17 protein-coding genes are annotated in these 21,081 nt (G+C 61.6%); 9 read left to right on the top strand and 8 right to left on the bottom strand.

The genetic code is table 11. The features are described 5' to 3' along the window. Window positions 1-7 precede the first annotated feature (7 nt). Window positions 8-3,076, bottom strand: coding sequence for an excinuclease ABC subunit UvrA (gene uvrA, locus F0P97_RS27185; RefSeq protein ID WP_182285092.1), 3,069 nt, complete (start codon window positions 3,074-3,076; stop codon window positions 8-10). A gap of 226 nt (window positions 3,077-3,302) precedes the next feature. Here uvrA and F0P97_RS27180 point away from each other — a divergent pair, with 226 nt between their 5' ends. The 6 genes from F0P97_RS27180 to F0P97_RS27155 all read left to right on the top strand — a co-directional run bounded on the left by F0P97_RS27180 (window position 3,303) and on the right by F0P97_RS27155 (window position 9,690). Continuing rightward, window positions 3,303-4,475, top strand: coding sequence for an MFS transporter (locus F0P97_RS27180; protein WP_182287328.1), 1,173 nt, complete (start codon window positions 3,303-3,305; stop codon window positions 4,473-4,475). A 270-nt stretch (window positions 4,476-4,745) separates the two neighbouring features. After that, window positions 4,746-5,294, top strand: a complete 549-nt coding sequence (gene ssb, locus F0P97_RS27175; protein ID WP_003064700.1) for a single-stranded DNA-binding protein — start codon at window positions 4,746-4,748, stop codon at window positions 5,292-5,294. A gap of 315 nt (window positions 5,295-5,609) precedes the next feature. Next, window positions 5,610-6,329, top strand: a complete 720-nt coding sequence (locus F0P97_RS27170) for an FHA domain-containing protein (protein WP_182285091.1) — start codon at window positions 5,610-5,612, stop codon at window positions 6,327-6,329. Window positions 6,330-6,343: 14 nt separating this feature from the next. Next, window positions 6,344-7,054, top strand: a complete 711-nt coding sequence (locus tag F0P97_RS27875) for a pilin (RefSeq protein WP_269780083.1) — start codon at window positions 6,344-6,346, stop codon at window positions 7,052-7,054. Window positions 7,055-7,139: 85 nt separating this feature from the next. Next, the gene (locus F0P97_RS27160; protein ID WP_182285090.1) at window positions 7,140-8,306 is read left to right on the top strand and encodes a serine hydrolase domain-containing protein; all 1,167 of its coding nucleotides are present in this window, start codon (window positions 7,140-7,142) and stop codon (window positions 8,304-8,306) included. Beyond that, window positions 8,293-9,690, top strand: a complete 1,398-nt coding sequence (locus tag F0P97_RS27155; RefSeq protein ID WP_182285089.1) for a sulfatase-like hydrolase/transferase — start codon at window positions 8,293-8,295, stop codon at window positions 9,688-9,690. Before F0P97_RS27160 ends, F0P97_RS27155 begins: the two co-directional genes overlap by 14 nt. Before the next feature lie 222 nt (window positions 9,691-9,912). Here F0P97_RS27155 and moaC read toward each other — a convergent pair whose 3' ends face one another. Continuing rightward, on the bottom strand, window positions 9,913-10,386 hold the full coding sequence (gene moaC, locus F0P97_RS27150; protein ID WP_182285088.1) for a cyclic pyranopterin monophosphate synthase MoaC: 474 nt from the start codon (window positions 10,384-10,386) through the stop codon (window positions 9,913-9,915). 200 nt (window positions 10,387-10,586) lie between these two features. On the opposite strand from moaC, the gene F0P97_RS27145 reads away from it, so the two are divergent. Then, a complete protein-coding gene (locus F0P97_RS27145; protein ID WP_232538076.1) occupies window positions 10,587-12,248 on the top strand; it encodes a M48 family metalloprotease in 1,662 nt (553 codons plus the stop codon). Here F0P97_RS27145 and F0P97_RS27140 read toward each other — a convergent pair. The 3 genes from F0P97_RS27140 to F0P97_RS27130 form a co-directional block, all read right to left on the bottom strand. Continuing rightward, window positions 12,207-12,557 carry a phage holin family protein gene (locus F0P97_RS27140; RefSeq protein WP_034348032.1) on the bottom strand — a complete coding sequence of 117 codons (351 nt, stop codon included), beginning with the start codon at window positions 12,555-12,557 and terminating at the stop codon, window positions 12,207-12,209. The two genes, F0P97_RS27145 and F0P97_RS27140, sit on opposite strands and share 42 nt — an antisense overlap. Before the next feature lie 106 nt (window positions 12,558-12,663). Further along, window positions 12,664-13,140, bottom strand: coding sequence for a hypothetical protein (locus tag F0P97_RS27135; protein ID WP_182285087.1), 477 nt, complete (start codon window positions 13,138-13,140; stop codon window positions 12,664-12,666). Between the two features lie 133 nt (window positions 13,141-13,273). Then, a complete protein-coding gene (locus tag F0P97_RS27130) occupies window positions 13,274-14,029 on the bottom strand; it encodes a TerC family protein (RefSeq protein ID WP_003066777.1) in 756 nt (251 codons plus the stop codon). Window positions 14,030-14,454: 425 nt separating this feature from the next. Here F0P97_RS27130 and F0P97_RS27125 point away from each other — a divergent pair, with 425 nt between their 5' ends. Further along, window positions 14,455-14,904 (top strand): DUF3717 domain-containing protein, encoded by a 450-nt coding sequence (locus F0P97_RS27125; protein ID WP_182285086.1) that lies wholly within the window; start codon window positions 14,455-14,457, stop codon window positions 14,902-14,904. 3 nt (window positions 14,905-14,907) lie between these two features. Here F0P97_RS27125 and F0P97_RS27120 read toward each other — a convergent pair whose 3' ends face one another. Together F0P97_RS27120 and purB are read right to left on the bottom strand one after the other, a co-directional pair. Next, window positions 14,908-15,468, bottom strand: coding sequence for a YaeQ family protein (locus F0P97_RS27120; protein ID WP_003072218.1), 561 nt, complete (start codon window positions 15,466-15,468; stop codon window positions 14,908-14,910). A 191-nt stretch (window positions 15,469-15,659) separates the two neighbouring features. Further along, window positions 15,660-17,039 (bottom strand): adenylosuccinate lyase, encoded by a 1,380-nt coding sequence (purB, locus tag F0P97_RS27115; protein ID WP_003072221.1) that lies wholly within the window; start codon window positions 17,037-17,039, stop codon window positions 15,660-15,662. Window positions 17,040-17,209: 170 nt separating this feature from the next. Here purB and F0P97_RS27110 point away from each other — a divergent pair, with 170 nt between their 5' ends. Continuing rightward, window positions 17,210-17,827: a glutathione S-transferase C-terminal domain-containing protein gene (locus F0P97_RS27110; protein ID WP_182285085.1), complete on the top strand. Its 618-nt coding sequence runs from the start codon at window positions 17,210-17,212 to the stop codon at window positions 17,825-17,827. Between the two features lie 340 nt (window positions 17,828-18,167). Here the strand turns inward: F0P97_RS27110 and glnE are convergent, their stop codons facing one another. Then, a complete protein-coding gene (glnE, locus tag F0P97_RS27105) occupies window positions 18,168-20,960 on the bottom strand; it encodes a bifunctional [glutamate--ammonia ligase]-adenylyl-L-tyrosine phosphorylase/[glutamate--ammonia-ligase] adenylyltransferase (protein WP_182285084.1) in 2,793 nt (930 codons plus the stop codon). Window positions 20,961-21,081 lie beyond the last annotated feature (121 nt).

Genomic DNA, 21,081 nt, shown 5'->3' with positions numbered 1-21,081 from the left:
CACTTTATCAGTCTTGGTTTGTGGCCGATTTGGCTTTGGATTTGACAGAGGTCTTGTGCAGATAGGGCCTGAGGTAGCGGCCCGTCACGCTGGCCGGGTTGGCTGCGATGTCTTCGGGCGTGCCCTGGGCCACGACCTGGCCGCCGCCCGAGCCGCCTTCGGGACCCATGTCGATCAGCCAGTCGGCCGTCTTGATGACGTCGAGGTTGTGCTCGATCACGACGATGGTGTTGCCCGCATCGCGCAGCTGGTGCAGCACTTTCAGGAGCAGGGCGATGTCGGCGAAGTGCAGGCCGGTGGTGGGCTCGTCGAGGATGTAGAGGGTGCGGCCGGTGTCGCGCTTGGACAGCTCCTGTGCGAGCTTGACGCGCTGGGCCTCGCCGCCCGACAGCGTGGTCGCGCTCTGGCCCAGGCGGATATAGGACAGGCCCACGTCCAGCAGGGTCTGCAGCTTGCGCGCAATGCTGGGCACGTCCTTGAAGAAGGCATGGGCGTCTTCGACCGTCATCTCCAGAATCTGCGAGATGTTCCGGCCTTTCCACTGCACTTCCAGTGTTTCCCGGTTGTAGCGCTGGCCGTGGCAGATGTCGCAGGGCACGTAGACATCGGGCAGAAAATGCATTTCCACCTTGACCACGCCGTCGCCCTGGCAGGCTTCGCAGCGCCCGCCCGAGACATTGAACGAGAAACGCCCGGGGCCGTAGCCGCGTTCCTTGGCGGTATTGGTTTCGGCCATCAGCTCGCGGATCGGCGTGAACAGGCCGGTATAGGTGGCCGGGTTGCTGCGCGGCGTGCGGCCGATGGGCGACTGGTCGACATTGATGACCTTGTCGAAATAGTCGATGCCCGCGATATCGTCATGCGCCGCCGGCTCGGTGCCTGCGCGGTGTATCTGGCGTGCCGCTTCGGCATACAGCGTGTCGTTGACCAGGGTGGATTTGCCCGAGCCCGAGACGCCGGTGACGCAGGTGAACAGGCCGACGGGGAAGTCCACCGTCACGTTCCTGAGGTTGTGGCCGCGCGCGCCTTGCACGGTCAGCGCCTGAAGGTCGGTGCGCGCCTTGCTCGCAGATTCCCGCTTTTTGGCGGCCGTGACGGGAAAGCGCGATGCGCTTTGGGCAGCCTCGGCTTCACTTTCCTTGCGCAGCACGGGCAGCCAGGCGGTGCGCTGCCTGGGCACGGGAATGCTCTGTACGCCGCTCAGGTAGCGGCCTGTGGGCGAATCGGGGCAGGCCTTGATGTCTTCGTAGCTGCCCTGGGCCATGATGCGACCGCCATGCACGCCGGCGCCCGGGCCCATGTCGATGATCTGGTCGGCTGCGCGCATCATGTCTTCGTCGTGCTCGACCACGATCACGCTGTTGCCGATATCGCGCAGGTGCTCGAGTGTCGCAATCAGCTTGTCGTTGTCGCGCTGGTGCAGGCCGATGGAGGGCTCGTCCAGCACATACATCACGCCCGTCAGGCCCGAGCCGATCTGAGACGCCAGGCGAATGCGCTGGGCCTCGCCGCCCGAGAGCGTGTCGGCGCTGCGGTCCAGGCTCAGGTAGGACAGGCCGACATCGTTGAGGAAGAGCAGGCGCGAGGCGATTTCACGCACGATCTTGTCCGCAATCTCGGCCTTGGCTCCGGCCATGCTCAACTGCTTGAACCAGCCCAGCGCATCGGCCAGCGTGGCATGGCTGACTTCATAGATGGAGCGGGCCTGCTCGCCATCGCCCACGCGCACAAAGCGCGCTTCGCGGCGCAGGCGCGTGCCTTCACATTCGGGGCATTTGCGAATGCTGCGCAGCTTGGCCAGATCGTCGCGCACGACCTGGGATTCGGTCTCGCGAAAGCGGCGCTGAATGTTGGGGATGATGCCTTCGAACGGATGCGACTTGATGAAGGCTTCGCCCTTGCGTTCGCCGCTCTCGAAAACATAGTTGAACTCCATGGACTCGTCGCCCGAGCCAAAGAGAATCACGTCGCGAACTTTCTCGGGCAGGTCCTCGAATGCCGTCTCGGTGCTCACGCCATAGTGTTTGGCCACGCTCTCCAGCATGGAGAAGTAGTAATTGTTGCGCTTGTCCCAGCCCTTGATGGCGCCGCTGGCCAGACTCAGCGACGGGAAGGGCACGACGCGGTCGGGGTCGAAGGCCTCGCTGTTGCCCAGACCGTCGCAGGCCTGGCAGGCACCCATGGGCGAGTTGAAGGAGAACAGACGCGGCTCCAGCTCGGGCAGGGAGTAGTCGCAGAGGGGGCAGGCGAACTTGGCGCTGAACAGATGTTCCTTGCCACCGTCCATCTCCAGCGCGATGACGCGGCCGCCGGCATCGGCACCGCCGGCGCGCAAGGCGGCCTCGAAGCTCTCGGCCAGGCGCTGCTTGATGTCTTCGCGGACCTTGACGCGGTCTATCACCACATCGATGTTGTGGCGCTCGTTCTTCTCCAGCTTGGGCAGGGACTGTGCATCGTAGATCTGCCCGTCGACACGAAAGCGCACATAGCCCTGGGCCTGGAGCTGCACGAAAAGCTCGGCGAACTCGCCCTTTTTCTCGCGCGCCAGGGGGCCGAGGATCATCAGCTTGGTGTCCTCGGGAAGCTGCAGCACGCTGTCCACCATCTGACTGATGGTCTGGGCCTGCAGCGGCAGATTGTGGTCGGGACAGAACGGTGTGCCGGCACGGGCGTAGAGCAGGCGCAGATAGTCGTTGATCTCGGTCACCGTGCCCACGGTGGAGCGCGGGTTGTGGCTGGTGGCCTTCTGCTCGATGGAAATGGCGGGCGACAGGCCCTCGATCAGATCGACGTCGGGTTTGTCCAGTCGGCCCAGAAACTGGCGTGCATAGGCCGAGAGGCTCTCCACATAACGGCGCTGGCCTTCGGCGTACAAGGTATCGAAGGCCAGGCTGGACTTGCCCGAGCCCGAAAGGCCGGTGATCACCACCAGCTGGTTGCGGGGAATGTCCAGGTCGATGTTCTTGAGGTTGTGCGTGCGTGCACCGCGAATGGCGATGCGTGTCTGCGCCAGAGAACGGCCCAGATAGAGGCTGTCATCGTGGATTTCAGAGGGCGAATCAGGCTTCAGGGACACGGGCGCTCCAGACGGGGAAAACTCTCCATGATAGTCAGACGGGCTTGCGCGTGACTAGATGATCCAGGTTCACGGACAATCTACGGTTTTATTTCCTCTCTTTTGCCCGGCAGTGATTTAGTTAACCTGGGCATAAGACTTTGACTCTTGGCAAAATCTGAGCGTGAAAAAAATCAATACCTCCCCCAGCGCGGGCACGCAGGGCACGGACAAATCCTCCACCACCATGACCTCCCAGGAACGCCGCTCCAGCGGCGCCCTGGCGCTGATCTTTGCGCTGCGCATGCTGGGCCTGTTCCTGGTGCTGCCCGTCTTCATGCTGGAGGCACGCAAATACCCGGGCGGTGACGACCCGGCCATGATCGGCCTGGCCATGGGCCTGTATGGCCTGACCCAGGCCCTGTTCCAGTTGCCCATCGGTCTGGCCTCCGACCGTATCGGCCGCAAGCGTGTCATCGTCGCCGGCCTGCTGGTGTTTGCGGCCGGCAGCCTGATTGCGGCCATGGCCGACTCGCTGACCGGCCTGATGGCCGGACGTGCCATTCAGGGCGCAGGTGCCGTGTCTGCCGCTGTCACGGCCTTGCTGGCCGACCTGACGCGCGATGGCGTGCGTACCAAGGCCATGGCCTTGGTCGGCGGCAGCATTGGGCTGATGTTTGCACTGGCGCTGGTGCTGGCGCCGCTGCTCAATGCCTGGATCGGCCTGTCCGGCATCTTCGGCCTGACCTGCGCGCTGGCGCTGGCCGGCATTGCCGTGGTGCTGTGGGTGGTGCCGCCCGAGCCCAGGCAACATGCCGATGCGCCCAAGGGCAGGTTCAGCGAGCTGCTGGGACAGTCCGATCTGCTGCGCCTGAATTTTGGCGTCTTCATTCTGCATACCGTGCAGATGTCCATGTGGGTGGCCGTCCCGGCCATGCTGGTGCAGGCCGGTCTGGCCAAGGAGCAGCACTGGCATATCTATCTGCCGGCCGTGCTGCTGTCCTTTCTGGCCATGGGCCTGCTGTTCTCCATGGAGCGCAAGGGAAAGCTGCGCAAGGCCTTGCTGGGAGCCATTGGTCTGGCACTGGTCGTGCAGATCGGTCTGGGCATGCTGGCCGCCAGTGGCACCATTCCGACGGTCTGGTGCATGGCGCTGCTGATGTTTCTGTTTTTCTGCGGCTTCAATGCTCTTGAAGCCACCCAGCCAAGCCTGGTCTCGCGCATGGCTCCGGCGCCGCTGCGTGGTGCGGCATTGGGTGCCTACAACACGCTGCAGTCGCTGGGCCTGTTTGCCGGTGGCGCTGTCGGTGGTGCAGTCGCCAAATTTGCGGGCATTCCGGGCCTGTTCATCATGACGGCTGTGCTCGTTGCCCTGTGGCTGGTGGTGACCTGGCCGCTGCGCCCTGTGGGGCGCCACTGACTTAGACCAACACCCTCTGAGGCGCTGTGCGCCTAGGCGGCCCCGCCTTCCCCCTCTCTGCTCGCGGAGGGGGACGCAGCCCTCGCAGCGGGGCTGCCCTTGCTCGGCTGTTCGCGCGCAGTGGCCCTTTCCTGCTGGGGCACCATGTATCGCCGTGATGGGATATAGGGCAATCCCGTGCTCGTCATGGCTGGCTTGGGGCAGAATACGAGGTTCATTGGTTCGGGACCTTTCTTGACTACCCGGGCCACTTTTTGAAAAGGTATCTCTATGGCATCCGTCAACAAAGTCATCATCGTCGGCAATCTGGGTCGTGACCCTGAAATGCGCACCTTCCCCAGCGGCGATCAGGTGGCCAATGTGACCATCGCCACCACAGACCGCTGGCGCGACAAGAACACCGGCGAAAACCGTGAAGCCACCGAATGGCACCGCGTGGTCTTCAACGGCAAGCTGGCCGAAATCGTGGGCCAGTACCTGCGCAAAGGCAGCCAGGTCTATGTGGAAGGCAGCCTGCGCACCCGCAAGTGGACCGACCAGGCCTCCGGCCAGGAACGCTACGCCACCGAAATCCGTGCCGACGCCATGCAGATGCTGGGCAGCCGCCAGGGTGGTGGTCAGCAGCAAGGCGGCTATGGCAGCGATGACGGCTATGGCGAAAGCAGCTACGAAGCACCCCGCCGTCAGGCTCCCGCTCCCATGCAGCAGCGCCCCGCACCGGCACCCATGCAGCAGCGTCCTGCTCCTGCACCCATGGCTCCTCCCCCCCAGCGTGCAGCTTCAGGGTTTGACGACATGGATGACGATATCCCGTTCTAAATCACGGATAGGTGGCAGCTGCCACTTTGCAAAGATTTGCAAAAAGCCCGCGCTTTCAACGAGCGCGGGCTTTTTCCTATATGGCGACTTGATAGATTGCGGGTGCGATTCCAAAGATGCTGCAGTCGAATGGCAGCAAGGTTGAAAATTTCAATCGGTTAGCTGGCTTCATCGAATTAGTGAAATAAGATGCAGCATGCAAGCGCGTTTCATTCAGTTACGATTGGTGATTGAGCGCTGAGTCACACACTCAAGTGGAGTGGTCCTAGCCAGTGCAGCCAAGCAGGACTTGGCGTTTCCTCAGGAGCTTCGAGCATGCCGACTTTGGTCATCTCAATCGACGGCGCAGTCATCAAGGAAGTACAGCTCACCAAGGAGCGCACGACCTTGGGTCGTCGTCCTTACAACGACATCGTGATCGAGAATCTGGCGGTCAGCGGCGAGCATGCCGTGCTCACCATCTCTGGCGGCAAGGTCAGCATTGAAGACCTGCGCAGCACCAACGGCACCTATGTCAACGGTCGCGCCGTCCAGAAGCAGGACCTGCTCAACGGCGACCTGCTCGACATCGGGCGCTACAAGATCCGCTTTCTCGATACCGTGATTGCCGGTTCGAGTGCCCCGTCGTCTGCCCAGAGCAGCAAAAAGGCGCTGGCGCATATCTCCGAAGAGGCAGACAGCGGCTATGCCAAAGTCGCCAGCCCCTCCGGGTTTGGTGAAATCTCCAGCTTCAGCTCCACCATCCAGGGCTCGCTCGCCGCGCTGCCTGAGCGCCACGCGGTGATTCGCATGCTCACCGGCAGCCTGGCCGGCAGGGAAATACCTCTCTTCAAGGTCGTCACCACCCTGGGCAAGCCCGGTGTAGCCATCGCCTCCATCACCCAGAAGCCCCATGGCTTTGTGCTCACCCAGCTGGAGGGCGCAAGCGAAGACCTCAAACTCAATGGTCAGGTGGTGGGCCCTCTTTCCGTGCCGCTGCTCAATGGCGACACGGTGGACCTGGCGGGAAGCACCATGCGCTTTGTCGTGGAGTGACTGGCTCGCTTGACTTGCGCCAAGAGTCTGACAAATTTGTCATTACTTGTGACGGGAATGCCAAAACTGTTACGCAAACTCGCTTTCATGTTGCCAAACGTGTCGTCTTGGATATGACCTGCCTCTGCCAAATTATTGGCATGCAGCTTGCTTGGTACTTCATGTCTTATCCAACTAGGGAGTTTGAAATGAAGCGTTCCATTCAAAAGGGTTTCACCCTGATCGAACTGATGATCGTTGTGGCGATCATCGGTATTCTGGCTGCCATCGCCATTCCCCAATACCAGACCTATGTGGCCAAGTCCCAAGTCTCGCGAGTGATGTCTGAAGTGGGCTCGCTGCGTACGGCTGCCGAAGCCTGTATTCTGGATGGCAAGCTGACAGCTGTTGCTTCGACTACAACCACCCCCGCAGCTGGTGAATGCAATCTGGGCTCAACTCCCAGCAACTTGTTGGGCGCGGCAGTGACTATCTCCACTGGCCTGACAGCCGATCTCGGCAGCGCGACAGCCCCCGCAATTCTTGAAGCGACCTTCAACGGCAATGCTGCAGTGGCGATTAAGACCAAGAAGCTGACTTGGCAACGTGACGCTGCTTCGGGTGCTTGGTCTTGCTTCACTACTGTTGATGGAAAGTACCGTCCTGCCGGCTGCTCTGCTAGCGCGGCTGCATCCGGTGGCACTGGCTCTGGCACTGGTACTGGTACTGGTACTGGTACCCCTTAATGCTCTAGCATTGGGTTCTTTTTAAACCGACTGAAAGAAGCGCCTGTTCAAGGCGCTTCTTCATTTATGAGCGCCTCGATAAACCATGCTTTGGCGATCAATTCTTTATTTTTTGTTGATCTGTGCCATTTTCCTGCCCTGGTTGGCCTGGGAGACGGACCGGAATATGGTGCGGCGCTGGGTTTATCCGATCACAGGCCAGTTGGCAGCGCTGTCCACACGCTGCGATGCAACTGCTCCGGCTTGGTTAAAGACACTGGCGCGGCAAATCCCCGCTCAGCTGGATTCCCCTAGCAACCAGATTGTGTTGGTCGATCAATCGGGTACGCTTTCCGGTTGTGTCAATGGTTGGGAAAGCTATCCCCTGATCAGCAGGCGAGTGACAACTGATACGCGCTTTCGCCTTGCCAGCCTGTCAAAGCTGGTGACTTTCTTTGGCGTGACCCATGAGCAGGCTTTGGGACAGGCAGACTGGCTGAGCCTGCCTCTGGTTCAGGCGTTGGGGCTGACACCGCCATTCCGTGATCCGCGCATTGCTGAAATACAAATACGCCACCTGCTCAACCATTCGGCGGGTTTTGACCGTATGCGCGCCAAGGATCCCATGGTCATTGACGACCAAAAGCCCTGGTGCCCCGGGCAGCTTGAGAAATTGGCGGACACGCCGCTGCAATTCACTCCAGGTGCACGTCATGCCTATGCCAATCTGGGCTTTTGCCTGGCCGCTGCGGCCTATGAAAAGCATATGGGCCGCAGTCTGTGGAGTGCGCTGGAGCAGGATATGCATCTATCACGCTACGGGCTGGGCTATATGGATGAGGCGGATTCACCCATTGCCTATAACTTTATGCACAACGAGGTGCGTGGGCCGGAGTTTGTAGAACACTTTGACTGGCAGGCACTGCGCGCGCCCATGGGCATGACAGGGAGTGCCCAGGGACTAGCCCGCTTTGTGGCTGACAACCGTGCTTTGTTGGGCTATGCGCGCGGTATGCACGATCCAGGTATCCCCTGCAACGAATTGATATTGGAAAGCTGCATGGACGGCTTTCTGGAGCGCCGCCGCATGGGAGACGCCATGGTATGGCTGCAACGCGGCTATCTCTATGGTATGTCTGCGCTATTTGTGATGGACGAGGCCGGTAATTTCTTGGTTTGGTTGGGCAGTGGGGAGATGAATCCACTCACGCTGCCCTCTGACTTCCTGGTACGTACATTGATTGATGGAGTGGGCCATCATGCCGCACGCTAGTGAGCTGATGAGCGAGTGGAAAACCGTCAGCGCTGCGCTGGGCTCGTTGCTGTTGCCCATGCTGCCGGGCTTGGCCGCAGCATGGGCGTTTCAAGTCTACCGACCTTGGTTTTGGGCCGAGTTTCTGTTGCTGGCTCTGGCTGCGCGCGGCAGGCCACTATGTTTTGCGGCAGGCTTGGCCCTTCTGTGGCTGGCGGATTTTCTTTTTGCTTTTGCGCAAGTCAATCTGTCGTCGAACTATGACGATGTGCTGGAGTTGCTGGGCTTTTTGCCTTATGCCAATATCGGCTGGATTCTGGCTGGCATTGTGGGCTTGGTGGCGCTGGTGGCCTGGGGCTGGCTGTGTGTGCGCATTCACCATATGGGGTCGCCGGGGCGATCCATGCTGGTGTGGGTGCTGGTGATTGCGAGTGTTGCGGTGACTGTGCCCAGGCTTGATGGCTTCAATCACCCGGAGGACAAGCTTTATGGCATTCGTCAGGCCAAGCTAGCTGGGTCGTGGCTGCTGGATAGCCGGTTTATGAAGCAAGCGATGGCTTTCTACGAAGAAGGCTATGTACCTGATGTGGGGGTATTCAGGCCTATTGCGTCGAAGCAGTCTGCCATGAGTCGGCTTGGTGATCCGAGTCAGGGGGCCGTGACGCCCGATAAGCTATTGCTGGTGGTGGTTGAGTCCTGGGGCTTAGTACACAACAAGGCAGAGAAACAGTTTTGGCGCGAACTGTGGCACTCGCCGGGCCTGCGCCAAGTGGATGCAGGAAGCATCAATTTTCTGGGGGCAACTCTGCAGGCGGAATTCCGGGAACTGTGCGGTCTGTTACCGCAGACGCTGCGCATTGATGAGGTGCCGCAAGGCGGTAACTGCCTGCCCAGCCGCTTGCGCGCGCAAGGCTGGCAAACCCAGGCTTTCCATGGCGCTTCACCCCGTATGTACAGGCGCAGTGACTGGTATCCGCAGGTGGGCTTTGAACATATGTATTTCCTGCCTGAATTGATGGCAGGTGGGAAACTCTGTGCCAATGTGCCGGGCACATGTGACCACAGCATTGCCGAGCGTGTGGTGCAGACCTTGAGTGAGCCAGGACGGCAGTTCAGCTACTGGATGACGCTTAATTCGCATACGCCCTACAAGCTGGCCGATCTGAGTTCCCCCGATGTGCAAGAGCGCGTTTGCCCAGTGTTGCAACTGGGGGGCGCGCGCTGTGCACATGCAGCACTGCTGTATGACTTCATGCGGTCGCTGAAAGATGCCTTGCTACGCAACCCGGTGCCGGGCTTGCGCATTGTGCTGGTGGGCGACCATGAACCCAAGTTCTTTGATGCAGACTCGCGCGATGCCTTTGTTGAAGGCCAGGTTCCCTATTTGGTACTTGAGGTTGACTGATCAGGTTACGCGTCGAGCTCCAAATCCCATCATTAAAGGAGGGAGAGGACGCGAGCGCGGACGGGCAGATGCGGGTACGAAATGGCTGAAGGTCCTTCTTCATTTCTCCGGCAATCTGTTTGAGTGATATCTAAGATTTGACTGCTCTCCAAGTCTGCCATTCCGGACAAGAGCGAGCGTGTTTACGATCTCTTCGGGCCGCGTAAAGAACGTAAACACGCTCTAAACCACCCAGCTCCCCGACTTTCCCCCGTGCTTCTCCAGCACCCTGACCCCCCCCATCACCATCTCCTTGTCCACTGCCTTGCACATATCGTAGATGGTCAGCAAGCCGACCTGCACGGCGGTCAAGGCTTCCATTTCCACGCCGGTCTGGCCTTTCAGCTCGACGGTGGCGGTGCAAAGGATGGAATTGGATTCGGGCTCCAGCTCAAACTCGACGGCAACACGGGTCAGGGCCAGGGGATGGCACAGCGGGATGAGGTCGCTGGTCTTTTTGGCGGCCATGATGGCGGCGATGCGGGCCACGCCCAGCACATCGCCTTTTTTGGCTGTGCCGGTTTGCACGATGGCCAGGGTCTCGGGCTTCATGGTGATGCGGCCTTCTGCCACGGCAATACGGTGAGTGCTGGGCTTTGCTCCAACGTCCACCATATGGGCCTGGCCTTGGGCGTCGAAGTGGGTAAGAGAGGACATGGAGGTTCTTTCCGGGGGCAGACCGCTTGGGTTCTGCCGCCCAATCACGGTTGAGCGGTGATGGAATGGCGGCTTTACCTGGGCATCCCAGGCGGGCGTATCGCCGTCTCCATCAATCAAGGCATCATAGTGGGGTGTTGAACGGTCGGCATATGGAAGATCCGTATGCCGGCAATGCTGTGATTGCCATGCCATTTTTGATGCCAAAACTGCGTACAGTTCATATTCTAAAAGCGCTGACAGCTTCTGTTTTGATAGCTATTCAGGCCGTTTCCCCATTGACTTCATCTGCGCAGGCGGCGGGCTTGCCGACCCTGGGCGACGGCGCTTCGTCGCTGACCACGGGTGAGGAGCGGCGTATGGGTGACTCCATCGCCCGCGAACTCTACCGCGATCCGGACTATCTGGATGACCCGGTGCTGCAGGAGTACGTAGAGGGCATCTGGCTGCATCTGCAGGATGCGGCGCGCAAGAATGGCGAGCTGTCACCCGAGCTTGAGGAGCGCTTTGCCTGGACGCTGCTCCTGGGCAAGGACCGCCAGGTCAATGCGTTTGCGCTGCCGGGCGGCTATATGGGCGTCTATCTGGGTCTGATCGGCGTGGTCAGCAGCGGCGATGAGCTGGCCTCGGTCATCGCCCATGAAACCAGCCACATCACCCAGCGCCACATTGCCCGCATGATGGCGCAGCAAGGCAAGCAGACGCCGCTGATGCTGGCTTCCATGCTGCTGGGCGCCCTGGCGGCAACGCGCAGCCCCGATGCGGCCATGGCCATCATGATGGGCGGTCCGGCGGCCGTGATGCAGAACCAGCTGAACTTCTCGCGCGCCATGGAGAGCGAGGCGGATCGCATGGGTTACAGCCTGATGTCTCCTGCGGGCTTTGCCCCCCAGGGCTTTGTGAGCATGTTCGGCAAGCTGCAGCAGGCCAGCCGGCTCAATGACAACGGCAGCTGGCCCTATCTGCGCAGCCACCCGCTGACCACCCAGCGTATCGCGGACATGGATTCGCGCATTCCGCCAGGAAAGCGTGCGGCCGACCCCGTGCCGACGCTGGAGCATGTGATGATGGCGGCCCGTGCCCGAGTGATCTCCAACCAGGGTGTCGAGGTGCGCCGCCAGTGGGCCAGGCTGCCGCGTTCCGGCAGTTTTTCCAGTCTGAGCCAGTTCGAGCAGGTCGCTCAGCTCTATGCGGCCACGCTCAGTGCCATGTATCTGCGCGACTGGCCGCTGGCGCGCGAGATGGTGCAGCGGCTGCTCGCGGCGACGGCGGGCAACGCACCAGCGAATATTCAAGCCAGATGGCTGAATGCCGAGCTTGAATTCAAGGCCGACAACCCACAGGCGGCTTTGGCTGCCTTGCCACTGCACTCCGACAATGCGCCCCAGGCGGCGCCCAGGGTCACGGCCAGCGGCAATCTGGCCGGGCCACGTGAGGCCGGGCCGCGCGAGGCCCGGCCGAGTTTGGCCACGATTGACGTGGTGGAGCGGGTTGCACCGCGCAGGCCAGAGCTGTTGCTCAAGACCGAAATCCTGCTCAGGCTCAATCAGGCAGGTCCCATGGCCAGCCCCTTGCAGACCTGGGTGACTGACCATCCCCGCGATGGCTCGGCCTGGCAGACGCTGGCGCGCGTGTGGCGTAGCCAGGGCCAGGAAATGCGAGCTTTGAGGGCCGAAGCAGAGGCCCAGGTGGCGCACTACGACTACGCGGCAGCGGTGGATCGCTTCAAGGCCGCGCAGGATCTGGCCCGCAAGGCCGGCGCCGGTGCCGACTACTTCGAGGCTTCCATCATCGACACGCGTTTGCGTGCCGTGGAAGAGTTACTCCGGGAACAGCTGCGCGACAAGGCGGTCAATAAGTAGGCCCAGCACCGAGTAGATCAGCGCACCCAGCATGGCGGCCCAGAAGCCGGTGACATGGAAGCCGCCGAGGATGCCGGAAGCCATCCAGAACATCAGACCGTTGACCACCAGCAGGAACAGACCCACGGTGATGATGGTCACGGGCAGCGTCAGTATCACCAGGATGGGGCGAATGATGGTGTTGAGCAGGCCGATGACCAGGGCCGCAATCATGGCCGAGCCGAAGCTCTGTACCTGTACGCCGCTGTAGACATAGGCGACCGCGAGAAGAGCCGCCGCGCAAAGAAGCCATTTGACGAGGATTTTCATGCCGACCAGCATAGCAGCAGGCTGTGTCTGCGGTCATCGCGGCAGACCATAAAAAGCCTTGCGAGGTGTTGGCCGCGCAAGGCTTTTCAGAGAGTGCTTGAAGCTCTTAAATCGAGAGCGAGTCGTCGATCACAAAGCCCATCATGGCGGCAATCGCTGCCATGGTGCCGGGCAGATTCCAGCGGCCGCCGGTGGTGGCGCCTGTCTTGGCGTTGGCCTTGACGGGAGCGGCTTGCACGGCCTCCTGCTTGGGGCGACGGGCGTCGATGATCTGTGCTGCGCCATGTTCCTGCTGCAGCTCGGCGACCAGCTCGGTCAGCGGGCCCTTGGCCAGCACGGCGGTGACCTTGCCTCCTGTCGTCGCCATCACGGGCATCAGCGCCGCAAACAGCTTGTCTGCCCATTTGCCGCGCCAGTTCTCGCGAGCGCGATGGCTGACCCATTTGCTCACACGGTGGGTCATGCGCGGAGCACAGGCCACCAGCAACCAGTGGGAGGAAGCCGCCTGGCTCGATCCCGCCAGTGCCTCGAGCATAGGCTGGGCGTATGTGGCGTCATCCACGTAAACAATGATGGGGTTCAAAGTGCGTCCTAACGGGAACGAAGGTTGAAGAATGCGGCACCTCTGTAGGAATGTGCCGACTTGTTTCTATTGTGAGTCGTGAAGGCTGCGCTCAGTTCCCGCATTCCTTCACGAATTGCTGGGTTTTCCAGACTTAGTGGGCTGCAACCGCAGGGCGGCGGCTGGCAATGAACTTGCCCAGGGCCAGAACCAGCAGTGCGCCGCCGATATGGGCTGCCCAGTACAGGGTCTTGGAGATCTCGGCCAGACCTTGTGCATCGGTCGTGCCCAGCTTGGGCATCCACAGCCACTTGTCGGTGTTCACGAACACGGGGTCGGTCACGAACATGCCGCCCGCAATCCAGCCCAGCAGCATGCCGCCGGCCACGATGATCATGGGGAAGCGCTCCATCAGCTTGATGACCAGCTGCGAGCCCCAGACGATGATGGGCACGGAAATCAGCAGACCCAGCACGATCAGCAGCATCTGGTGGTCGCCCGAGCTCTGGGCTGCGCCGGCGATGGCGATCACGTTGTCCACGGACATCACCAGGTCGGCGACGATGATGGTCTTGATGGCGGCAAACAGCTTGTCGCTGCCTTCGATGTTGTCGTGACCTTCGTCATCGGGAGCAATCAGCTTGATACCGATCCAGATCAGCAGTATGGCGCCCACGACCTTCAGGAAGGGCAGCTGCAGCAGCACCATGGCAAAGGCGATCAGGATGATTCGCAGGATGATGGCACCGGCAGTGCCGTAGATGATGCCCTTGCGACGCTGTTCGGGGGGGAGCTTGCGGCAGGCCAGTGCGATCACGACCGCGTTGTCGCCGCCCAGCAGGATGTCGATGATGATGATTTGGCCCAGCGCAATCCAGAAGGGCGTGTGGGTCAGAAAGTCCAGATCCATGTGATTTTTCCTCGTTGTGGAATGCCGCCGGTGCAGTCTGCAAAGGTTTGGCACTTGACGCCAGCGGGTGAAGACCAAGGTGACGTAAGTCGAAGCGCAAACCCGCGCGAGGAATCGTGCAGGGGCAGACACTTTGATTGACCGTCATCGGCCTATCAAAGGTCTTGCTCGATTGCAGCCTGACTGCAAACCGTATGGCCGGAAGCTTGCGCTTCGTATTGACGACCATCCGCTCATGACGCAAAGCATGCGCCCGATAAGCTACTCCCCTTCGAAGCTGCGCATTTCAACACAGCAGGCATGGGATTTCAAGTTTCAAACCCCATCTAGTTCACAGGTTTTATATTGAGCGGCAGTCTTGCGACGCCTTTGCACACAGCACAGGCAGCTACCAAAAATGCAGCAACCTTGCTGGCGCAGGCCTCATGGCAGCGGCTTATGATGCCTGCTTCATGACTGCCATTCACATCACCGACATCGAAGCTGCCATCAATTACTGGCGAGGCCGCGCTCCATCGCCCGACGGCGTGCTGCTGGCACCCGAGGTCAAGGCCCTGGCCGAGGTGTATGCGTTGATGATTTATGAATGCGAGCCCGAGGTGGCGGTGGAGGGCTTTCCCTCACATGCCATGGCGGCCTGGCTGGTCTGGTTCGACACCATGCCCGATACGCCTTGCATTGCCATCTGCTCCACAAGCCAGGGCGATGAAAAATGCAAGGGCTGCGGCCGCAGCTTCGACGAGGTCCAGCACTGGACGGCCATGGAGCCCGCCGAGAAGCGTGCCGTATGGCGTCGCATCACGGTCGAGGGCGATTCCTGGCGCTTCACCCGCTATGCGGAGCGCGCGGCGGAGCGGCGCGGCCAGAGTTTCTGAAGCTTATTTCCAGCGCGTGGGCTCGACAAACACCGTGCCCAGATTGCTGGACAGCGTGAGCTGCCCTTCCTGGATCGTGGCTTGCAGCTGCATGCTGCGCTCGGCCAGCGCACCCAGCTGCTGGGCCACTTCCGAGTCGATGTAGTGCACTTCCAGCTTGCTCTGGCGGGCCAGCTTGCCTTCCAGACCCTTCCACCAGACATGGGCGGCGTGGTTGAAGGGGTAGACCAGCATATGGTCCGACTTGTTGCAGGCCTTGGTGATGGGCTTTTCGTCGGGCTGGCCGACTTCGATCCACAGACGCTTCTGGCCGGTGTAATCGGTGATGTGCACGTCCGGATCGTCAGGGTCGGACAAGCCAATGCCAAAGCCCAGCGTGCCGTCACCATTGCACAGGTCTTGCAGCTTCCAGGCGTTCAGCGCCAGGGCCACCAGGCGCACCATCATGCGGTCGTCGGTCTCGCTGGGATGGCGCGCCAGCGTCAGATTGTGGTCGGCGTAGTAGTTGTGGTCGATGTCGGCAATCGACAGATTGGCTTTGAAGATGGTGGACTTGATGGCCATAAAAACTTGTTGTTGGTGTGTGTTGGGCTGCTAGATCAAGTCCCAACGCGCACAGTCTTGGAAACTGGCGCGGCGCAATCAGGGGGGCACCGAGCAAGGGCCGCCCCGCAGCGAGGGTGTCGTCCCCCTCCTGCCTTGCGCAGCAAAGCGAGAGAGGGGGAAGGCGCAAAGCGCCTCAGGGGGAGTTTTGCTTAAACGCGCTTGGCCAGCTCGGCTGCCTTGCCGATGTAGGAAGCAGGCGTCATGGCCAGCAGACGGTCCTTGTCGGCCTGGGGAATTTCCAGGCCGTTGATCAGGCGGTGCAGGTCTTCGGCCAGCACGGTCTTGCCGCGCGTGACTTCCTTGAGCTTTTCGTAGGCGCCCTGCACGCCATAGCGGCGCATCACGGTCTGGATGGGCTCGGCCAGCACTTCCCAGGCGTGGTTCAGGTCTTCCTGCAGGCGCTCTTCGTTGAGCTCCAGCTTGTTCAGGCCGGTCATCAGCGAGGCGTAGGCCAGCGTGGTGTAGCCGAAGGCGACGCCGATGTTGCGCAGCACGGTGGAGTCGGTCAGGTCACGCTGCCAGCGGCTGATGGGCAGCTTCTCGGCCAGATGCTTGAGCATGGCGTTGGCCATGCCCAGATTGCCTTCGCAGTTCTCGAAGTCGATGGGATTGACCTTGTGGGGCATGGTGGACGAGCCGATCTCGCCGGCCTTCAGGCGCTGCTTGAAGAAGCCCAGGGAGACATAGCCCCAGATGTCGCGCGACAGGTCGATCAGGATGGTGTTGGTGCGCGCCATGGCATCGAACAGCTCGGCCATGTAGTCATGGGGCTCGATCTGGATGGAGTAGGGCTGGAAGCTGATGCCCAGGCCCTTGGGCTCGGCGGATTCCACCACGCTCTGGCTGAAGGCTTCCCAGTCGAACTCGGGCCAGGCCGACAGGTGGGCGTTGTAGTTGCCCACGGCGCCGTTCATCTTGCCCAGGATCTTCACGCCGGCGATGTTGGCAGCGGCCTTTTGCAGGCGCACGACCACGTTGGCCAGCTCCTTGCCCACGGTGGTGGGGGAGGCGGTCTGGCCGTGGGTGCGGCTGAGCATGGGCACTTCGGCGTAGAGGTGGGCCATCTCGCGCAGCTTGGCGATGATGCCGTCGATGGCGGGCATCAGCACGGTGTCGCGGCCGACGCGGATCTGCAGTGCGTGGCTGGTGTTGTTGATGTCTTCGCTGGTGCAGGCAAAGTGCACGAACTCGGCAGCCTTTTGCAGCTCGGCGCGACCGTCGAACTTGGACTTGATCCAGTATTCCACGGCCTTCACGTCGTGGTTGGTGGTCTTTTCGATGGCCTTGATGGCGTCTGCATCGGCTTCGGAGAAATTGGCGACCAGAGCGTGCAGATAGTCGCGCGACTCGGCCGACAGCGCGGGGAATTCGGCAAAGCCGGCATCGGACAGGGCGATGAACCAGGTCACCTCGACCTGAACACGGCGGTGCATATAGCCGTATTCGCTCATGATGGGGCGCAGTGCGGACAGCTTGGCGGCGTAGCGGCCGTCCAAGGGAGAGATGGCGGTGAGGGAGGACAGGTTCATGGTGGCGCAATTGTAGGTGCGCTGCATCAGTCGCACGCAGCGCTGGGTTGCTCGGCGGCTGTGGCAGGCACGCCTACAAGCCCTGCGCGGCGGCAGCCGTGCCGTCATGCCAGCGCATAGAATCATCGCACCGGCCCGTCGCCGGTGACTCGTGTCATGGAACCGCTGCTATGAAACTAATAGGCTCCACCACCAGCCCCTTTGTGCGCAAAGTCCGCGTCGTGCTGGCCGAAAAGAAGCTGGACTATCAATTCGTCGAAGAGAACCCCTGGGAGGAAGCACTTTCACCCGGTACTGGCAATCCTCTGGGCAAGGTGCCGCGTCTGGTGATGGACGGCACGGAGGCGATGTTCGACTCGCGCGTCATCGTCGAATACCTGGACACACTTTCGCCGGTTGGCAAGCTGATTCCGGGCACGGGCCGCGAGCGCGCCGAGGTCAAGACCTGGGAGGCCCTGGCCGACGGCATGCTGGATGCCGCCGTTCTGGTGCGGCTGGAGGCCACCTGGCCCGGCCGCAGCGCAGAGCAGCGCAGCCAGGCCTGGATGGACCGCCAGATGGGCAAGGTCCGGGCCGCGCTCAAGGTCATGTCGCAGGGATTGGGCGAGAAGCCGTTTTGCTGCGGCGGCACGCATCTGACGCTGGCCGATATCAGCGTCGGCTGCGCTCTGGCCTGGCTGGATTTCCGCTTTCCCGAGATGGACTGGCGTGCCGAGCATCCGAACCTGGCCGCCTTGCTGGCCAAGCTGGCGGCGCGCCCCAGCTTTGTGAACACCGTGCCCCACTGAGTGGCTGCATGCCGTCAAAGAAAAGGCCACTCGAAAGTGGCCTTTTTTGGGGCATAAAAAAGCTGCGAAGCATCCCGAAACGAATTAAGAGAGGGAGGGAGGAGAAGCGCTCCGGGGATGGTTCAATGGGCGTACCCAAGGGCTTCGCAACTGGAAATTGGTGGATGCAGACCTGTCAGTTCATTGCACTTGACTATCAGATAAGACACTGTTGCAGAAGTTCCAGCCCCCGTGGGTTTCATTTTTGTAACAGTTTGGCAATGCCTGTAGGCAAATCTTGATGGATGCTGCCAGTGCCTCGAAAAGCGGGCGCTCACCAATTTCCAGGCCCCTGGAGCAGCTAGCTGCTTTGTGTTGAGGCGACAGGCCCGAACACCGCAGTCCAGAGCTTGAGTACCGCTTCACGCTGGACTTGGGCCTGCTCGGGTTCCAGCTGTCCGGAGCGCTCATCCAGTCTTGCCACGTGTTGCAGGCGACGGAGCTCGCGGTAGGCCTTGGCGGCTTCATAGCCCACTGCCTTGGGCAGCAGGCCCGAGTCTTCGGCGCGCTGCAGCAAGGCGATATTGCCCACATTGGCAATCAGCTCGCGGTGTGCACCGGATTCGGCCAGCACCAGGTACTGCACGGCAAATTCCACATCCACCATGCCGCCGGGGCTGTGCTTGACGTCGAACAGGCCGCCGCGTACCGGGTGGGCGCCACGCACCCGCTCACGCATGGTTTCAATCTCGCTGCGCAGTGCAGCGGCATCGCGCGGCGCGGTGATGACGGCTTCGCGCACCGCATCAAAGCGCTGATGCAGGTGCAGATCGGTCGCAGGCTCACCTGCAGGTGAGGGAAAGTCGCGGCTGCCCAGCACAAAGCGGGCTCGCGTCATGGCCTGGTGTTCCCAGGTCCAGGCGGTGTTGCTGCCGCGCTGCTGCTGGTAATTGGCATAGGACTCGAAGCTGGTCACCAGCAGGCCCGAGTTGCCGTTGGGGCGCAGCGCGGTGTCGATCTCGAACAGATCGCCTTCACCGGTCTTGACGGTCAGCCAGTTGATGAGCTTGCGCACATAGGCTGCGTAAACCTCGGGGGCGCGCTCATCGTCGTCATCGAAGACGAAGACGATGTCCAGATCGCTGCCGTAGCCGAGTTCCTTGCCGCCCAGCTTGCCGTAGCCCACGATGCCGAAACGTGGCGTATCGCGGTGGCGGTTCTTGAGCCGGCTCCAGCACCATTGGGCCGTGATGCGCAGCACGCTGTCGGCCAGGGCGCTGAGATCGTCGGCCACTTGCTCTACGGTAATGCGGCCTTCGATATCGCGTGCCAGCGTGCGGAAGACTTCGGCATGGTGGGCGCGGCGCAGCAGATTGAGCAGGGTTTCGTCGTCGTCCTCGCCCGTGGACTGCAGGGCGGCCAGGCGCATGGCCAGCTCGTGCTCGAAGTCTGCTGCGACAAAGCGCTCCTTGAGGATGGCATCGCTGGCCAGCTCATCGATCACCCCGGGGTGTTGCTGCAGGTAGCGTGCAGGCCAGCGTGCTGCTCCCAAAAGATGTAGCAACCTCTCATGAACTGCCGGGCGTTCCAGCAATAGGGCGAGGTAGCTTTCGCGGCGCAGCAAGGGTTCCAGCCACTGCAGAAAGCGTTTGGCGGCTTCCTCGCTGGACTGGCCGCTTTCGACCCATTGCGAGGTGCGTTCCACCAGCCTGAACAAACGGGCCCGCGCCTCGTCGCGCAGGCCATTGATGCGGGTATTGCTGCGCCAGTCGGCGATCTGCCCGGCCAGTGAGGGAGGCAGGGCCTCGATCAGGTCTTCGATGTCTCTGGGCGTGGGCGGTCCACCTGCCGCGCCCTTGGCGGCATTGCAGTGACCGTTGCTGCATTGCTGGGAGTCGCCGCCGAGCAAGGTGTCGAACTCCTGTGCCACCAGCTCGCGGTGCTCGTCCAGCTGGTGGAGAAAGCCGCAGGCATCGGCATAGCCCAGGGTGCGGGCAATCCACAGCAGATCATCGTCGCGTGTGGGCAGCACATGGGTCTGCTGATCGTCCAGATACTGGATGCGGTGCTCCACCTGGCGCAAGAAGACATAGGCACGGCTCAGCGCATCGGCAATCTCGGCGCTCATCAGATTGGCCTGCACCAGGCGCTGCAGCGCTTCCAGCGTGGGGCGACGGCGCAGCTCGGGGAACTGGCCGCCGCGCACCACCTGCAGCAGCTGCACGATGAATTCGATCTCGCGGATGCCGCCGCGCGAGAGCTTGACGTCGTTGGCGCGCTCGGGATGGCCCGCACTGCGCTTGGAAGCGTGGTCGCGGATCTGGCGGTGCAGGCTGCGCAGCGAGTCGAACACCGCATAGTCCAGGTAGCGGCGGAACACAAAGGGCAGCACCACGCCCCGCAGGGCCTGGACGTTGGGGGTCTGGATATCGGCCAGCGGCGCCACGATGCGGCTCTTGAGCCAGGCAAAGCGCTCCCACTCCCGGCCGTGAATCTGCAGATACTCCTCCAGCGAGGACAGCGAGACGGCGGGGGCGCCGGAATTGCCGTTGGGCCGCAGGGCCAGGTCGACGCGAAAGACAAAGCCGTGCTCGGTGGTGTCGCCGATCAGGCTGAAGATGCCTTTGACAGCACGACCGAAGTACTCGTGGTTGGAAATGACGCCGCGCCCGTCGGCCTGGCCCCGCGTGTCGCCGTCATGCTCGTAGACGTAGATCAGGTCGATATCGCTGGAGACATTGAGCTCGCGGGCACCTAGCTTGCCCATGCCTATGACCCAGAACTGGACTTCCTGACCTGTCGGCCCCTGAGGCGCGCCGTGCCGGGCATCCAGTTCGGCACGAACCTGGGTGCAGGCACGATCCAGGGCCAGCTCGGCCAGCTCGGTGACGGCCTTGGTCACCACGTCAAGAGCAGCGCCCTGTTCGCAGTCCAGCACGATGATGCGCTCCATCACCAGCTGGCGCAGCACGCGCAGTGAAGCGGAGAGATCCAGGCCGCGCGACTGCAGCGTGCCCAGGGCCTGCTCCATCAGAGACCGGTCGGGGGCTCCCGGCGGCAAGGCGTCAAACCAGTTCTCGTAACGGCGGTGAAGACGCTGCACAAAGCGCGAGTACTGGGCCGGGGAAGGAACATTGAGGGCGTTTTCTGCCATTGCTTGCTCTGGGGACTGCATGCGGACCGTAAAAAATGGTGTCAGGCAGGCAGGTAATCAGCTCGGCAACGTGTGGTTACCGAAACGCGCACGGGGGCGCCGGTCATAATTCCTGCCATTG

This window comes from Comamonas testosteroni (assembly GCF_014076415.1).
Classification (GTDB): Bacteria; Pseudomonadota; Gammaproteobacteria; order Burkholderiales; family Burkholderiaceae_C; genus Comamonas; species Comamonas testosteroni_F.
This window is presented reverse-complemented; position numbering and strand designations above follow the sequence as displayed.

Bases quoted from the DNA above. Each gene is read 5' to 3' on its own strand.
- F0P97_RS27170 (WP_182285091.1), top strand. From the start codon at position 5,610: ATGCCGACTTTGGTCATCTCAATCGACGGCGCAGTCATCAAGGAAGTA.
- F0P97_RS27130 (WP_003066777.1), bottom strand. From the start codon at position 14,029: ATGGATCTGGACTTTCTGACCCACACGCCCTTCTGGATTGCGCTGGGC.
- F0P97_RS27140 (WP_034348032.1), bottom strand. From the start codon at position 12,557: ATGAAAATCCTCGTCAAATGGCTTCTTTGCGCGGCGGCTCTTCTCGCG.
- moaC (WP_182285088.1), bottom strand. From the start codon at position 10,386: ATGTCCTCTCTTACCCACTTCGACGCCCAAGGCCAGGCCCATATGGTG.
- F0P97_RS27125 (WP_182285086.1), top strand. From the start codon at position 14,455: ATGGCAGCGGCTTATGATGCCTGCTTCATGACTGCCATTCACATCACC.
- F0P97_RS27180 (WP_182287328.1), top strand. From the start codon at position 3,303: ATGACCTCCCAGGAACGCCGCTCCAGCGGCGCCCTGGCGCTGATCTTT.
- F0P97_RS27160 (WP_182285090.1), top strand. From the start codon at position 7,140: ATGCTTTGGCGATCAATTCTTTATTTTTTGTTGATCTGTGCCATTTTC.
- F0P97_RS27145 (WP_232538076.1), top strand. From the start codon at position 10,587: ATGCCAAAACTGCGTACAGTTCATATTCTAAAAGCGCTGACAGCTTCT.
- F0P97_RS27155 (WP_182285089.1), top strand. From the start codon at position 8,293: ATGCCGCACGCTAGTGAGCTGATGAGCGAGTGGAAAACCGTCAGCGCT.
- ssb (WP_003064700.1), top strand. From the start codon at position 4,746: ATGGCATCCGTCAACAAAGTCATCATCGTCGGCAATCTGGGTCGTGAC.
- F0P97_RS27120 (WP_003072218.1), bottom strand. From the start codon at position 15,468: ATGGCCATCAAGTCCACCATCTTCAAAGCCAATCTGTCGATTGCCGAC.
- purB (WP_003072221.1), bottom strand. From the start codon at position 17,039: ATGAACCTGTCCTCCCTCACCGCCATCTCTCCCTTGGACGGCCGCTAC.
- glnE (WP_182285084.1), bottom strand. From the start codon at position 20,960: ATGGCAGAAAACGCCCTCAATGTTCCTTCCCCGGCCCAGTACTCGCGC.
- F0P97_RS27110 (WP_182285085.1), top strand. From the start codon at position 17,210: ATGAAACTAATAGGCTCCACCACCAGCCCCTTTGTGCGCAAAGTCCGC.